Annotated in this window: 12 protein-coding genes; 5 read left to right on the forward strand and 7 right to left on the reverse strand. The window is 68.1% G+C overall.

Going from position 1 to position 14746, the window contains the following annotated elements; translation table 11 throughout:
• Positions 1–768: 768 nt before the first annotated feature.
• Positions 769–2415, reverse strand: coding sequence for a DNA repair helicase XPB (locus ACLJRM_RS36065; RefSeq protein ID WP_101610913.1), 1647 nt, complete (start codon positions 2413–2415; stop codon positions 769–771).
• 85 nt (positions 2416–2500) lie between these two features.
• Here ACLJRM_RS36065 and ACLJRM_RS36070 point away from each other — a divergent pair, with 85 nt between their 5' ends.
• On the forward strand, positions 2501–3136 hold the full coding sequence (locus ACLJRM_RS36070) for a hypothetical protein (protein ID WP_101610912.1): 636 nt from the start codon (positions 2501–2503) through the stop codon (positions 3134–3136).
• Between the two features lie 49 nt (positions 3137–3185).
• On the opposite strand, the gene ACLJRM_RS36075 is transcribed toward ACLJRM_RS36070, so the two are convergent.
• The gene (locus ACLJRM_RS36075; protein WP_410665627.1) at positions 3186–4136 is read right to left on the reverse strand and encodes an ABC transporter substrate-binding protein; all 951 of its coding nucleotides are present in this window, start codon (positions 4134–4136) and stop codon (positions 3186–3188) included.
• A 197-nt stretch (positions 4137–4333) separates the two neighbouring features.
• On the opposite strand from ACLJRM_RS36075, the gene ACLJRM_RS36080 reads away from it, so the two are divergent.
• The 3 genes from ACLJRM_RS36080 to mdlC all read left to right on the forward strand — a co-directional run bounded on the left by ACLJRM_RS36080 (position 4334) and on the right by mdlC (position 9432).
• Positions 4334–7066, forward strand: coding sequence for a nitrate- and nitrite sensing domain-containing protein (locus tag ACLJRM_RS36080; protein ID WP_410665628.1), 2733 nt, complete (start codon positions 4334–4336; stop codon positions 7064–7066).
• A 15-nt stretch (positions 7067–7081) separates the two neighbouring features.
• The gene (locus tag ACLJRM_RS36085; RefSeq protein ID WP_101610909.1) at positions 7082–7759 is read left to right on the forward strand and encodes a copper homeostasis protein CutC; all 678 of its coding nucleotides are present in this window, start codon (positions 7082–7084) and stop codon (positions 7757–7759) included.
• 89 nt (positions 7760–7848) lie between these two features.
• Positions 7849–9432: a benzoylformate decarboxylase gene (gene mdlC, locus ACLJRM_RS36090; RefSeq protein ID WP_410665629.1), complete on the forward strand. Its 1584-nt coding sequence runs from the start codon at positions 7849–7851 to the stop codon at positions 9430–9432.
• Positions 9433–9540: 108 nt separating this feature from the next.
• Here mdlC and ACLJRM_RS36095 read toward each other — a convergent pair whose 3' ends face one another.
• From ACLJRM_RS36095 to ACLJRM_RS36115, 5 genes are all read right to left on the reverse strand, one after another.
• A complete protein-coding gene (locus ACLJRM_RS36095) occupies positions 9541–10413 on the reverse strand; it encodes an ABC transporter ATP-binding protein (protein ID WP_101610907.1) in 873 nt (290 codons plus the stop codon).
• Positions 10414–10435: 22 nt separating this feature from the next.
• Complete coding sequence (locus tag ACLJRM_RS36100) at positions 10436–11269, reverse strand: ABC transporter permease (protein ID WP_101610906.1); 834 nt, start codon at positions 11267–11269, stop codon at positions 10436–10438.
• Positions 11266–12036 carry an ABC transporter permease gene (locus ACLJRM_RS36105; protein ID WP_101610905.1) on the reverse strand — a complete coding sequence of 257 codons (771 nt, stop codon included), beginning with the start codon at positions 12034–12036 and terminating at the stop codon, positions 11266–11268. The genes ACLJRM_RS36100 and ACLJRM_RS36105 overlap by 4 nt, the downstream gene beginning before the upstream one ends.
• Positions 12037–12044: 8 nt before the next feature.
• Positions 12045–12989, reverse strand: coding sequence for an ABC transporter substrate-binding protein (locus tag ACLJRM_RS36110; RefSeq protein ID WP_101610904.1), 945 nt, complete (start codon positions 12987–12989; stop codon positions 12045–12047).
• A 310-nt stretch (positions 12990–13299) separates the two neighbouring features.
• Entirely contained in the window at positions 13300–14142 is an 843-nt protein-coding gene (locus ACLJRM_RS36115) for an ABC transporter substrate-binding protein (protein ID WP_233222937.1), read from the reverse strand.
• On the opposite strand from ACLJRM_RS36115, the gene ACLJRM_RS36120 reads away from it, so the two are divergent.
• The gene (locus tag ACLJRM_RS36120) at positions 14132–14350 is read left to right on the forward strand and encodes a hypothetical protein (RefSeq protein ID WP_233222938.1); all 219 of its coding nucleotides are present in this window, start codon (positions 14132–14134) and stop codon (positions 14348–14350) included. The two genes, ACLJRM_RS36115 and ACLJRM_RS36120, sit on opposite strands and share 11 nt — an antisense overlap.
• Positions 14351–14746: the final 396 nt, after the last annotated feature.

Below are 14746 nucleotides of genomic sequence, written 5' to 3' on the forward strand. Positions count from 1 at the left end.
TTGGGCAGATACCCCGCCCGCACCGCACCCCAAAAACGCACCCGCACCGAACGCGGCAACACGAACCCGCCAGCCACCACAAACTCCCAGCTCACGAAGGATGTTGCAACGACCGCATGAATCCGCCTGGCTTTCGCGACACCTCGGAAAGGCTGGTGTGGCCGCTCGCGACGGGCTTTCACGCCGCTGGGTGGGGGAGAGCTTTCGCGTACCTAGGCGCCAGGGTCTCGGCAAAGTCGGCTATCCGCACGTGTCGGGTTTCGAGGGTTTTCAGCGGGCTGGTTGTCGCATGGTGGGGGTGCGACTGTCCGCAAGGGCTGCAGGACGGGTCATGATGCCCGATTCGGGCGCTTTACGCGGTTTCGCGCGGGGGTCGTGAGTGGTTAAAGAGGGTTATTGAGGGGAAGGGCAAACGTGTCGTGTTCGCGGGCGGGTCGTGCCGGACTGAAGGCTCCCTTCGCCGCGTCCGATGCGGTGAAGGGAGCCTTCGGCATCGCGGATCTGGACCGGCCGCACCCTGACTGTCCACACGGGACACGCTTAGCCGGGTAAATGTCTGATTGATACCCCCTCCGCAAACCTCCCAAATCGGGCAAAGACGGGTCGAAGGTGTCCTCTGTGGACATTCGAGGAGCGTGTCTGGTCACGGTTGACGAGCCCGAGCCCGCACCCCTGCGACCAGCGGATAGCCGACTTTGCCGGAACCCTGTACCTAGGCGAGAGGAAGGGGACCTTCACGTACTTGCCCAGAGGACGAAACGCGGGGGGTCACATCGGGCGAAGCAGGTCGTCCGCGTCCACGATCCGGTACGCGTAGCCCTGTTCGGCCAGGAATCGCTGCCGGTGCGCCGCGTACTCCGTGTCGACGGTGTCGCGCGAGACGACCGAATAGAAATGCGCCTGCCGTCCGTCGCCCTTCGGCCGCAGCAGCCGTCCGAGCCGCTGCGCCTCTTCCTGCCGCGAACCGAACGTCCCGGAGATCTGGATCGCCACCGAAGCCTCCGGCAGGTCGATCGAGAAGTTGGCGACCTTCGAAACGACCAGCGTCCTGATCTCGCCGCGCCGGAACGCGTCGAACAGTTCCTCGCGTTCCTTGTTCCGTGTCGCGCCCTGGATCACCGGCGCGTCCAGCTCGTCGCCGATCATCTCCAGTTGGTCGAGGTAGGCGCCGATGACCAGCGTCGGCTCGCCCGGATGCCGGTCCACCAGCGTTTTGATCACCTTGGTCTTGGTGTCCGCGGTCGCCGCCAGCTTGTACCGCTCCTCGGCTTCGGCAGTCGCGTACGAGAGCCTCTCGGCGTCCGTCAGCGTCACGCGGACCTCGGTGCACTCCGCCGGCGCGATCCAGCCCTGCGCCTCGATGTCGCGCCACGGGACGTCGTACCGCTTCGGGCCGATCAGGGAGAACACGTCGCCTTCGCGGCCGTCCTCGCGCACCAGGGTCGCGGTCAGGCCCAGCCGCCGCCGCGACTGCAGGTCCGCGGTCATCCGGAACACCGGCGCGGGCAGCAGGTGGACCTCGTCGTAGACCACCAGGCCCCAGTCCCGCGAGTCGAACAGGTCCAGGTGCCGGTACTCACCCTTGGTCTTGCGCGTGACCACCTGGTACGTCGCGATGGTGACCGGCCGGATCTCCTTCTTCTCGCCGGAGTACTCGCCGATCTCCTCTTCGGTCAGCGAGGTCCGCGCGATCAGTTCGCGCTTCCACTGCCGTCCGGCGACGGTGTTCGTCACCAGGATCAGCGTCGTCGCCTTCGCGTGCGCCATGGCCGCCGCGCCGACCAGGGTCTTGCCCGCGCCGCACGGCAGCACGACGACGCCGGATCCGCCCGCCCAGAACGCCTCCGCGGCCTTGCGCTGGTAGTCGCGCAGCTCCCAGTCGTCCTCGGCCAGCTCGATCGGATGCGCCTCGCCGTCGACGTAGCCCGCGAGGTCCTCCGCGGGCCAGCCGACCTTCAGGAGCGCTTGCTTGAGCCGACCGCGTTCGGATGGATGCACGATGACGGTGTCTTCGTCGATCCGCGCGCCCAGCATCGGGCTGATCTTCTTGTGCCGGAGGATCTCCTCCAGCACCGCGCGGTCGATGGTCGACATCACCAGCCCGTGCGCCGGGTGGTTGGCGATCTGCAGCCGCCCGAACCGGCCCATCGTGTCCACGATGTCGATGAGCAGCGGCTGGGGGACGGGGAACCGCGAGTACGTCGTCAGCGCGTCGACGACCTGTTCCGCGTCGTGGCCCGCGGCGCGCGCGTTCCACAACGCCAGTGGCGTGATCCGGTAGGTGTGGACGTGCTCGGGCGCGCGTTCCAGTTCGGCGAACGGCGCGATGGCGATCCGCGCGTCGTCGGCCTGGCTGTTGTCGACCTCGAGGAGCACGGTCTTGTCGGACTGGACGATCAGCGGGCCATCGGTCACATCCTCCTTTATACGTTCCGGCCACACCGGCTCCCGCCTCGGCACCGCTGGTGGAAGGATGTGCGGCAGGTGACTGGAGGGGATCTTGACGACTACACCGACCGGCGGGGCGCCCGAGTACGACCCGTTCAACGCGCCCGCCCCGCTGCCCGCGATGCCGGACGTGGGAATGCCGACGCCGTTCCCGAAGCCGCCGCCGCTGAGCGTCCTGGCCAGGGTCGCGATCGTGCTGGGCGTCGTCGCCGCGCTGGGCTTGGGGAGCCTGGTCGCCTGGGGGATGTCGCAGTCGGGCAAGTTCGGTTCGGTCGAGGCGGGCGAGTGCCTGTACCTCACCGACGAGGCCGGTGGCGGCCAGAGCTACACGACCGCCGGCTGCTCGACGAGCCGCGCGACCTTCCGTATCGACGACGTGCGCACCGGCTCGTCCGAGTGCCGCGGTTCCGACTACGTCCAGTTCGAGCTGTACGGCAGGTCTTCCGACAAGAAGGCCGAGAAGACGCTCTGCCTGGCGCTGAACGTCGAGACCGGGGACTGCCTGCGCGACGTCGTGCACGAGACGCGGATCGCGAAGGTCCGCTGCACCGACATCACCGCGGAGGCGCGGGCGCTCGTGATGCGGGGATCTTCGGAGACCGTCTGTTCGTCGGACGACACCGCCCTGCACTACACCGGGCCGCCCGCGCGCACCGTGTGTCTGAGGCCGACCGGCGAAAATATTTAGAGTCAGGCACAGCCTGTCCGTTGAGGGTGGCGGCGGGGCGGGGTCCGGGCTAGCGGGGCACCATCGCCTGGACGTCGAGCCGGGCCCCGATCATGCCCGAGTTGTGCATCAGGTCGGCGACGCGCTGCAGCCGGATGCCGTTGAGGGAGACCGGGTAGGTCCCGAGCGAGATCAGGGACGCCGTGGTCCGGTCGATGTCGGAGAACGACGGCAGCGCGTCACGGACGACGGCCGGGTCGGCCGCCCGCACCTGCGCTTCGCCGAGCACCTTCCGGAAGACCGCGAGCGTGCGGGCGTTGCCCTGGCCGAAGGCGCCCGTCGAAACGTAGGACGACATCGGGAAGTCCAGTGTCGCGCCGCGAGCGCCGTCGGCGAGGATGCTCGCCCCGAGTTCCTTCTCGGCCCTGGTGATGTACGGCTCGACCATCCACGCGGCGTCGACCTCGCCCGCCTGCAACGCCTGCGGCATCCGGTCGAACGGATGCTGTTTGAACTGAATCTTGTTCACGTCGACGCCGGCGGTCGCGAGTACCGAACGGGCCGCGAGCACGCCGACGTCGTCGAGCATGTTCACCGCGATCTTCGGCGACTTCTTGAGCGTCGGCTCGGTGTAGTCGGAGCCGGGGAGTGTGACGAGCGCCATGGTGTTGCGGCCGGCGGTGTACGCCTCGCCCTGCAACTGCAGTGCCGTCCCGGCCGCGGCGGCGCGGAAGATCGACACGTCGCTGGCGAACGCCAAGTCGATCTCGCCCGCCGAAAGTTTGCCGATCGCCTGGTCGGCGGGAATATCGACAAGGGTCACGGAAAGGCCGGCCGCGGTGAACTCGCCGTCGGCCACGGCGACCCTCAAGGGTGCCGTGTCGAGGGGGCTTCCGACACCGATTCGTAGTTCCGCCCGTTCGAGTGGCGCGTCGGTACTTGCGTCACCGCCGGAAAACACTCCGCAACCGGCCGTCGCCAGCAGAGCCGCTACCAGCGGAATCGCCCAGACGCGCATCATCGCCTCCGCCCACCTACCGAGAGAATGTGCTCCTCCTTCTGGATCGTATGGTCCAGGCCCCATACGATCGCGTGCGGGAGACGCCGGATTGCGCGGCTTTCGATCGTTCTCGAACCTTGTTACTCTACAGTAGGTTCGGGCTCTCGTCCCCGATGTCAGCCATGGGAAAGGGTCCCGTGGTGGGAAAAGGAAACCAGGTGGCCCGTCGCGACAAGCGTCCCCGTGGGGGCGACGCGGCGGAACGGCATCCGCGTGTCGGAGGACGCTGGCGGCTGCGGAACTGGCACCTGCGTACCAAACTCTTCGTCGTCCTCCTGATCCCCGCGCTCGCGGTGGTCGCCCTCGTCGGACTCCGGGTCAACTCGGACCTGCGGGATGCCCGGCAGCTGGCCGAATTCGCCACGCGCGGCCGGGTCGACAGCACCGTCGCCGAGGCCGTGCACCAGCTCCAGCGCGAACGCGACCTCACCGTCCGGTTCGTCGCGGGCGATCGCAAGGGCGACGTCTCCGAACTGACCGAGCAGCGCAAGCGCGCCGACGAGGCCATCGGCACGTTCGACCGCACGCTCGGCGAGAGCAAGAGCAGGCTCGGCGACAAGGCCGCGACCAGCCTGCAGCTGACCAGCGATCGCCTGCGCGTGCTGACCGGGCTGCGGTTTTCCGCGGAACACTCCGCTTTTCCCGCCGACGCGGTCCTGCGCTCCTACAGCGAGCTGATCTCCGGCCTGCTCGACATCAGCGATTCCACCGCCGCCGACGTCTCCGACCCGGATCTGGGGAAGCTCCGCCTCGCGGGCAACGCGCTCGCGCGGATCAAGGACCAGATGTCGGTCAAACGCGCGATCATGGCGGCCGCGCTCGCCCAGGGCGGCCTCAACCGGGACCGGACGCGCGCCCTGCTCGGCGCGGAGGCCGAACTCGCCGCCGCCCGCAACGACTACCGCACCTTCGCGACGCCCGAACAGCAGCGGATGTACGACGACACGGTGATCGGCCTGATCGTCGACATCGGCAACGACATGGTGGAATCGGCGCTCATTCGCGCCGAGAACGACCAGGGGCTCGGCGGGCTGGACCCGAACCAGTGGGACACCGCCGCCACCTACACGGTCAACCTGGCCCACCAGGTGCAGCAGGCGGTGCTCGTCCAGCTGCAGGAACGCACGGACACCCTTGCGGCGCAAGCGAGAACGTCCGCCATCTGGGACGGCGGCATCGTGCTCGCCGTCCTGGTGGTCGCCGGTGTGCTCTCCGTGATCATCGCGCGGTCGCTGTTGCGGCCGCTGCGGATCCTGCGCCGCAGCGCGCTCCAGGTCGCCGAACACCAGCTCCCCGCCGCCGTCCAAGGACTGCTCAGCGATCCCGAACCGCAGCCGGAGAACCTTCGGCGGCGGCTGGCCGTCGCGCCGGTCCCGGTGTTCAGCCGGGAGGAACTCGGCCAGGTGGCGCGGGCGTTCGACGCGGTGCACGGCGAGGCCGTCCGGCTCGCGGGCGAACAGGCGATGCTGCGGGAGAACATCAACGCGATGTTCGTGAACCTGTCGCAGCGCAGCCAGGATCTCGTCGAGCGGCAGCTTTCCGTGCTGGACCGGATGGAGGCCGACGAACAGGATCCCGACACGCTCGCCGGGCTCTTCGAACTCGACCACCTCGCGACGCGGATGCGGCGCAACAGCGAGAACCTGCTGGTGCTCTCCGGAACCGACGTCGTCCGCGAGGACGGTGGAGCCGTCGTCGCCGACGAGATCATCGGTGCCGCGCTTTCCGAGGTCGAGCACTACCAGCGCATCGAACTCGGTGCGGCGCCGCGGATCGCGGTCCGCGGCGAGGCCGTCAACGACCTCGTGCACGTGGTCTCCGAACTGCTGGAGAACGCGACCCGGTATTCGGACCAGAGCACGATGGTGCAGGTCGAGGGGCACGAGACCGAACGCGGCGAATGGCAGATCGAGATCACCGACCACGGCGCCGGGATGCCGCAGGCGGAGATCGACCGGACCAACACGCGGCTGGCGAATCCGCCGGACGTCGACGTCGAGGTTTCGCGGCGGATGGGCCTGTTCGTGGTCGCGACGCTGGCCGTCCGGCACCGGATCGACGTCCGCCTGCGGTCCGCCGACGGCGGCGGGATCACCGCGGTGGTCGTCGTTCCCTCGGGGCTCATCGTCGAAGCGCCCCAGCCCGCCTCGATGCCGGAGCCCCCGCCGGTCGTCACCCCGCCCGAGCCGGAACCCGAACCACCGCTGGAAGTCCCGTCGCTGCCCGAGCCGGAGGAGAGCGGGGCCGAGGAGTCGCGCTTCGCGCCCGTGCTGGACCCCGGGCCGTTGCGGCGCGCGCCCGTCGTCGAGCGCGAGAACCCGCCGGAGTGGCCTTCGTCGGACGACGACGCGGGAAACCACCTCGAGCTGGACTCGCCGACCGAGCGGATGCCCAAGTACCAGAGCGTGCTTTCGCAGTGGTTCGACCACGGCGGCCCGCGCGAAGGACCTTCGCCCGCCGAACCCGGTCCGCCTTCTTTGCCCTCGTTCGAGCCGGTGAAGGCGGCCCAGGAGAGCGCCGCGACCGAGGAACCCGCGCAGGATCCGGACGAGCCGACCGAACCGGCGCTGAAGCCGGTGGCACCGAAAGCTCCGGCACCGAAGGCTCCTGCACCGAAAGCTCCGGAACCGAAAGAAAAGACGCCCGAACCCGAGCCCGCTTGGCCGACGTCCGCCGAGCTGGAGCAGGAGGACGGGGCCGAGGAAACCTGGCCCTTCCTGCCCGCCGTCGTCCCCGAGGCACGGTCGCAGGACGACAGGCCGGAGAAGCCGCGAGGGGAGAGGCCGATACTCTCACTTTCCCCCGAAGCGGTCCGCGAACGGATGACCAGCCTGCAAGGCGGGTTCCGGCGCGGTCGCCACGCCAGGGGTGACGACAACCCCTCGGCTTAGCGAATTGGAAGGTCCATGAGTTCGAAAACCGGCCTGCTGGAAGTGATCGCGCTGACCGCCGCGGACGCGGAGCGCGCACAGGAGGGCGGGGCGGATCGCCTCGAACTGGTCAGTGACATGGCCAGCGACGGTCTCTCGCCGTCGGCCGGGACGCTGCGCGACGTACTCGCCGCCACCGATCTCCCGGTGCGGGTCATGCTGCGCGACAACATGTCCTTCGCCGCCGGCGACCTCGACGGGCTGCGCGCGGACACCGCCCGGCTGATCGAAGCGGGCGCGCGGGAGTTCGTCTTCGGTTTCCTGGACCTGGAAAGCGAAATCGACGTCGACGCCTGCGAGACACTGGTCAAGGAGCTCGGCGGGCTGCCGTGGACCTTCCACCGCGCCATCGACCGCGCGCGGGACCCGTTGCGCGCCTACGACCAGCTGGCCGCGCTCGGCTGCGACACGGTGCTCGCGGCCGGGCATCCGCACGGGGTGGCGCACGGCCTCTCGGTACTGCAGCGGCTCGCCCGCCGGACGGACGGGCCCCAGCTGCTCGTCGGCGGCGGCCTGCGGGCGCAGCAGGTGCATCTGCTGCGGGCGGGCGGGGTGCGCGCGTTCCACGTCGGCAGCGCGGTCCGGCCCGGCGGCTGGGAGTCCGATGTGGACGCCGCCGCCGTCCGTGAGTGGGCGGCGCTGGTCAAGGACTAGCCGTACGCAACGGGTCAGGTCCAGACCACGGACGGTGATATGAGGTTGCATCTTCAACTATCCGGTTAGGACCAGATAGCGTGGGGCCCATGGCTACCCGCACCGTACGTGACGCGACCAGGGAATTGCTGCGCGATCTGGGCCTGACCACGATTTTCGGCAATCCCGGCACCACCGAGATCGCCTTCCTGACGGACTGGCCCGACGACTTCACCTACGTGCTCGCGCTCCACGAGGCGTCCGTCGTCGCGATGGCAGACGGGTACGCCCGCGCCGCGCGACGGCCGGCGCTGGTGAACCTGCACTCGGCGGGCGGGGTCGGCCACGCCCTGGGGCATGTCTTCACCGCGTACCGCAACAACGCCCCGCTGATCATCCTCGCCGGCCAGCAGACCAGGTCGCTGCTGCCGGACGACCCCTTCCTCGGGGCCGTCGAGGCGACGAACTTCCCCAAGCCGTACGTGAAGTGGAGCTGCGAACCGGCCAGGGCCGAGGACGTCCCGGCGGCGCTGGCGCGGGCGTATCACATCGCGACGCAGGCGCCCATGGGTCCGGTGTTCGTCTCGGTGCCGGTGGACGACTGGGACGTCGAAACCACGAAGCCGGTCATCTCCCGGCCGCCGATCCGCGGCTTCGCGCCCGATCCGTCCGCTTTGGACGAACTGGTGTCCGCCTTGGACGCCGCCGAGCGCCCGGCGATCGTGGTCGGCCCCGGCATCGACGGTGAAGGCGCCGTGCCGGACGTCGTCGCGCTGGCCGAGAAGGTGGGCGCCGGGGTCTGGGCGCCGCCGATGGGCGCGCGGTGCTCCTTCCCCGAGGACCACCCGCAGTTCTTCGGCTTCCTGCAGCCGGAACGGAAAACGCTCGCGGGCGCGCTGGCCGACCACGACCTCGTGGTCGTCATCGGCGCCCCGGCGTTCACCTACCACGTGTACCGGGGCGAGTCGGAAACCACGCTGCCGCCGCTGTTCCTGATCAGCGACGACGAACAGATCCTCGCCAGGGCCGCCGAGGGCACCGGGATCCGGGCGACGCCGAAGCTCGCGATCCGCGCGCTGCTGGACCGCGCCGCGCCTCGGGAAGCGCCGAAATCCCGCACCCGGATGGAAAAGCCCGCCGCGGTCACGCCGATCACGCCCGGCTTCGCCTACTCCGTGATCTCGGAAGTCCTGCCGGACAACGCGATCGTCGTCGAGGAGACGCCGAGCCACCGCAACGAACTGCACGACCACCTGCCGATCAAGTCCACCGACACCGGCTTCCTCACCGTCGCCAGCGGCACCCTCGGCTACGGCCTCCCCGCCGCCGTCGGTGCCGCGCTGGCCCGCCCGGACCGCAAGGTGGTCGCGATCCTGGGCGACGGATCGAGCATGTACTGCGTCCAGGCACTGTGGACGGCGGCGCAGAACAACCTGCCGGTGACGTTCGTGATCTTCGACAACTCGCAGTACGCCGCCGTGCGCATCCTCGGCGAGGCGGCGGGCGGGGAGAAGGTGCCGGGTGTCGACCTCGGCGGCATCGATTTCCCCGCGCTGGCGAAGAGCCTGGGCCTGGCGACGTCGGTCGTCGAGAAGGCGGAGGACTTCAAGCCGGCGCTGGAGGCCGCGCTGCCGGACGAGCGGCCGCATCTGGTGCACGTCCGCATCGACGCGAACCCGCGCACGCTGTACTGACCGCTCGAGGCCTCGGCGCCGAGCCCCTTCGCGCGCGCTATGAAAGGCCCGTTACTTGCAAAATTTGCAAGTAACGGGCCTTTCATAGCACTTGGCGAGCGGGAAGGATCAGCCCTTCGAGTGAGCGTCAGCGTCCACAGAGGACGACTCCGCCGCCTTCTGCGCCAGCTCGTACTCGGCAGCGTCAGAGGCCGCGGTGACAGCTTCAGGGGCACCGCCGTGCAGCAGCCGCGCGACCTCGCCGCGCAGCGTCACGAACTCCGCGGACTCGCGCGTGGTGATCTGGTTCCGTTCCGCGGGCAGCCCGACCGGCAGGTCCGCGACGATGGTCGCCGGCGACTTCGACAGCACCAGTACCCGGTCCGACAGATAGACGCTCTCGTCGATGTCGTGCGTGACCACGAGAACCGTGCTCCCGTTCTCGCGCTGCACGCGCCGGGTGAGGTCCTCGAGTTCGAACCGCGTCTGCGCGTCGACCGATGCGAACGGCTCGTCCATCAGCAGGAGGGCGGGCTGGCTGGCCAGGGCCCGCGCGATCGACACACGCTGCTGCATACCGCCCGAGAGCTGCCACGGGAACTTCGAACCGACGCCGGACAGGCCGACCGAGTCCAGCGCGTCCTGCGCCCGTGTCCGGCGCTCGGAGCGGCTCAAGTTGCGCCACCGCAAGGGGAACTCGACGTTCTTGGCGACCGAGAGCCAGGGGAACAGTGAGCGGCTGTAGTCCTGGAACACCACGGCCAGGTCCTCCGGCACCCCGGAGGAGACGTCGTCGCCGTGCAGGCTGACCCGGCCGGACGTCGGCTTGATCAGCCCGGCGATGCAGCGCAGCAGCGTCGACTTTCCGCAGCCCGACGGGCCCACGATGCTCGCGAGCTGGCCGGTTTCCACGGTGAACGACAGGTCGTTGACCGCGACGTGCGCCTTTTCTCCCGCGCCGTACCGGTGGTTCAGCCCGGAGACTTCGAGCATGGTTGACATCTTGCTGACCCTTCGAGAAGAACTAGATACGGCCGTTGCGGGTGGGCTGCCAGCGAAGCACTCTCTGCTCCACCGCGAGGAACGCCGCGTTGAACCCGAAGCCGAGCAGCCCGAGCAGGACCAGCCACGACCACATGAGCGGGAAGTCGAACGCCTGCTGGGCGTCCATCAGGGACCGGCCGATGCCGTTGTAGGAACCGACCAGTTCCGAGATCACCATCAGCAGCAGGGAAATGGACAGGCTCAGCCGCAGGCCCGCGAAGATCTTCGGCCCGGCGGCGGGCAGCACGATCGAGCGCACCCAGTACGACCGCGGGGTCCGGAACGACTTCGCGGTGTCGATCTTCACCTGGTCCACCGACCGGACGCCGTCCACGGTGTTGAGCAGCACCGGCCAGATCGCGCCGAAGATGATCGACCCGGTCTGCATGCCCGGCCCGAGTCCGAAGAGGACGATGAACACCGGGATCAGCGCGGGCGGCGGCACCGAGCGGAAGAACGCGAAAAGCGGTCCGACGTAATCCATCCCGGTCTTGGACCGGCCCAGCGCGACACCCAGCGCGACACCGAGGGCGCCGGCCAGCAGCCAGCCGCCGAGCGTCCGGCCGAGACTCGGCAGGACGTTGTCGAACACGGTGTCGGTCAGGAACAGCTGCGAGGCCGGACCTGTGAACCACAGCTTCGCCGAGGTGGTCAGGATTTCGGTCGGCGGTGGGAAGAACGGGCTCTGAGCGAGCCGGGTCGAAAGCTCCCAGATCCCGACCAGGGCGAAGAACAGCAGCCAGTTGCGGACCAGGATGCCGAGGCCCCGGCCCACGCGCCTGCCGACGCGGCTGGTCAGCGTGAGGGTCGTCACGAGATCGCCTCCCGGTCGACCGTGCTCCAGCGGAACGCCCGCCTGCCGATCATTTCGAGCCCGCCGTTGATGAGGAAGCCGAGCGCGCCGACCACCACGGTGCCGGCCAGGACGAGATCGAACCTGGTCGAACCGGTACTGGCCTGCATGATGAAGTTGCCGATGCCGAGTTTGGCACCGGCCAGGAATTCGGTACTGACCACCGCGATCAGGGCGATGTTGGCGGACAGCCGGACCCCGGTGAACACGAACGGCGCGGTATGCGGCAGCGCCACCGACGTCAGCGTCCGGAACTTGCTCGTGCCGCAGGCCTTCGCGGTCTCCATCAGCACGGGGTCGATCTCGCCGAGCGCGTAGATCGTGTTGAACATGATGGGCCACAGCGACGCGTACACGGCGAGCGTGATCTTCGCTTCGGGGCCGCCGCCGATCAGCAGGAGCACCAGCGGGATCAGCGCGACGGCGGGGATCGGCCGCAGGAACTCGATGACCACCGCGGTCGCGGTGCGCAGTCCGGGGATGCTGCCCAGCAGCAGCCCGGCGGGCACGGCGATGGCGACCGAGATGAGCAGCGCGATCGCCCACGCGAGGAAGGTGGCGATCAGGTCGCGGATGAACTGCACCTCGCCGAACTGTTCGAGGATCGTCACGACGACCACGGACGGCGGGGGGATGAACTCTTTACGGACCAGGCCGGCCTGGACGATCACTTCCCAGATGAGGAAGAAACCGGCCAGACCGGCCAGGGCACGGAGAAGTCGTGACACCTTTACCTTTATCCAGCTTGAGGGGAGAGCATCGGGGCGGCATCGAGCTTGGTCGTCAGCACCCCGGTCTGCAGCAGCAGATCCGGTACGCGCTGCAGGCGCCGCGGGTCCAGGGTGGACCCGAACGTCGGCAGCGTGAGCAGTGACGCGGTTTCGGCGTCGACCTTGGCGTACTTGACGATCAGCGGTTCGAGCTTGGAGCGGTCGGCCGAGTCGCGCACGGCCTTGGCCATCGCGCGCTGGAACGCGGCCAGCGTCTTGGGGTTCTTGTCCACGAAGGAGCCGAGCGAGCCGAAGCCCGCCAGTGGGAAGTCCTGGGTGGCACCGGTCGCGATGTCGACGACCGGGGTCGCGCCCGCCACCTTGGAGGCCTGGGTCAGGAACGGCTCGGGCAGGTAGCCCGCGTCGACCTGGCCCGAAGAGAGCGCGGCGACGATGTTCGGCAGCGCCATCGGCACCCACTGCACCTTGCTGGTGTCGACGCCGTGGTCCTTCATCACCGAGACGGTGAGCAGGTGCGAGGCGGTGTTCTTGTCGGTGATGGCGATCTTCTTGCCCGCGAGGTCGTTGATCGTCTTGACCGGCGAGGCCGGCACCGTGACGACCGCGTTGCTCTTGGGGCTGGCGGAGACGGCGTCGGCGACGAGCCGGATGTCGGCCGCGCCCTTGCTCTTCGCGAGGAAGAACGGCATGTAGGTGGAGAAGGCGATGTCGACCTCGCCACCGATCATCTTGGTCATCGAAGCCTGACCGCTGGGGGCGTCGACCGCTTCGACCTCGAGACCTTCGGCCTTGAAGTAGCCGGCTTCCTGCGCCAGCCGCAGCGGCGCGAGGTCGACGACGGGCAGCAGGGCCACCTTGATCTTCGGCTTCTCCAGCGCACCGTCGCCGCCGGCCGCCTTGGACGAATCCTCGCCCCCGAGGGCACCACAAGCGCCCAATGTGGCCAACATGAGCGCGCTCAGGGCGACACCGATGGCGCCCCGTCCTCTACGTACACCGCTCCTGCTCATGGCGTCTCGAAACAAAGCCAGCTCCTCGGAAACAATGAATCACCGTTTGGGGGATTTTCATCCGTGTCGTGGCTTCATTTTCGCCAGGCACGCGGTCACCTTAGAGATTTGCCCACTCACTCACAATGGGTGTCGTGAGCGGGTGATCAATTTAGGCCATTCGCCTGATCGCGTGATCACCCGCTTGGACAACGCTACTTTTAGTGATCGAATTACTGGTGGAGCGGCAATTCGGAGTAACCGCGTGTCATCAACTCGTGGTCTGTTCCGCGATCATCGGGCCGACGTCGATCTTGCTCTGGATCGCGCCCATCTGCAGGAGCAGGTCCGGGACCCGCTGGATGCGGCGGGGGTCCAGGGTGGACTGGAACGTCAGCAGCGTGGTCAGCGCGGCGGTGTCCTGGTCGATCTTGGCGTACTTGACCAGCAGCGGCTCGATCTTCGAGCGGTCGGCCGCGTCGCGGGTCGCCTTCTGCATGGCGCGCTGGAAGGCGGCCACGGTTTTCGGGTTCTCGGTGGTGAACTTGCCGAGAGCGCCGTAGCCGGCAGTGGGGAAGTCCTGTGTCGCGCCGGTGGCGGTGTCCACGATCGGGACCGTGCCCGCCTGCTTCGCGGCCTGCGTGATGAACGGTTCGGTCAGGAAGCCGGCGTCGATGTCGCCGTTCTTGAGCGCGGCCGCCATGTTCGGCGGCTGGACCGGTACCCACTGGACCTTGCTGAAGTCGACGCCGTGGTCTTTCATCACCGACTTGGTGAGGGTGTCGGACACCGTGTTCGGCGCGAAGATGCCGATCTTCTTCCCGGCCAGGTCGTTGATGCCGCGCACCGACGAGTTCGGCATGGCGATGATCGCCGTGCTCTTGGGACCGGCGGACGAGGCGTCGGAGACCAGCTTGATGTCGGCGGTGCCCTTGCTCATCGCGATGAAGAACGGGGTGTAGCTGGCGTAGGCGACGTCGACCTCGCTGCCGATCAGCTTGGTCAGCGAGATCTGGCCGGTGGCGGCTTCGACAAGCTCGACGTCCAGGCCTTCCGCCTTGAAGTACCCGCCGTCCTGTGCCAGGCGCAGCGACGCGGTGTCGATGGTCGACATCGTCGCAACCTTGATCTTCGACTTCTCGAGGTTCCCGGAGCCGGCGGAAGAGGGCGAATCATCCCCGCCGAGCAGGCCGCAGCCGCCGACCGACGTCGTGACGACGGCCGCCATCGCGAGTGCGATCGCCCCACGCCGGCTCAGGCTGGCGCTCAAGGCCTTCTTCGAAAGCAAAGTGGTGCTCCTGATCGAGGGGGAGGACACGTGATGACGTGGCCTGATGCGGAATTCGGAAGTGACTCTTTGTCAGAGCCACGCGCTCACTGTAGAGAACGGGCAACGTGCTCACAATGGGTGGTCATCCTATGATCCCCAGTGGTAACGATCACCCGAACAGGTTGTTTGTCAGAAGTGAACACAACTGGGCGTGTTCATCGGAGGCGCGTGGCGAGAGTTTGTTGCCAACTGAGCGCCAACAGGTCAAGACCCGTCCGGTGCCTTCTTGTGTGTCTTGTCCAAAGGGTTACATCTGGGCCTGCCGTTCGCTACCCTCATGCACCGGTAGTGAGGTGTGGACCACTGATGTAGTGAAAGAGAGTGCCTTGGATGGCCGAACGCTCTGGACCTTTCCCGAGGTGCAAGGCACTCTGTGTGGAACAAGTGC

The sequence above is a fragment of the Amycolatopsis sp. lyj-84 genome, assembly GCF_046549075.1.
Taxonomy (GTDB): domain Bacteria; phylum Actinomycetota; class Actinomycetes; order Mycobacteriales; family Pseudonocardiaceae; genus Amycolatopsis.